This is a genomic window from Neisseria sp. P0021.S006 (assembly GCF_051956895.1).
In genome coordinates this window covers 1-459 of the sequence record NZ_JBQCWZ010001223.1, presented here as the reverse complement: position 1 = coordinate 459, position 459 = coordinate 1, and the positions used below count along the sequence as shown (strand labels likewise).

Here is a 459-nt window from a genome sequence, read left to right as displayed (position 1 = left end):
TGCCTTGCGTTTTGCTAATGTGATGTTCGAGCCTTTGTGGAACAACAAATATATTGAAAGCACACAGCTGACCATCGCCGAGCAGTTGGGCGTGGAAGAACGCGGTGAGTTTTACGACATTACCGGCGCATTGCGCGATATGGTGCAAAACCACTTGATGCAAATGCTTTGTATGACGGCGATGGAAGCGCCGGCAAGCTTGGATGCCGATGCCGTACGCGACGAGAAAGTGAAAGTCATCAAATCGCTGAAACCGCTGACCATCGAATCCGTCAACGAAAATGTTATTCGCGGCCAATATTTTGCAGCAAACGGCATGAACGGCTATCTGGAAGAAGTCGACGTACCGAAAGACAGTTTCACTGAAACCTATGTTGCCATCAAAGCCGAAATCAAAAACGAGCGTTGGAAAGGCGTACCTTTCTACCTGCGTACCGGCAAACGCATGGCAGGCAAAGT

Annotated in this window: 1 pseudogene; it reads left to right on the top strand. The window is 49.2% G+C overall.

What is annotated here, in order from left to right:
• Nucleotides 1-459, top strand: a pseudogene (locus tag ACTHUM_RS19590) (glucose-6-phosphate dehydrogenase); the annotation flags it as partial.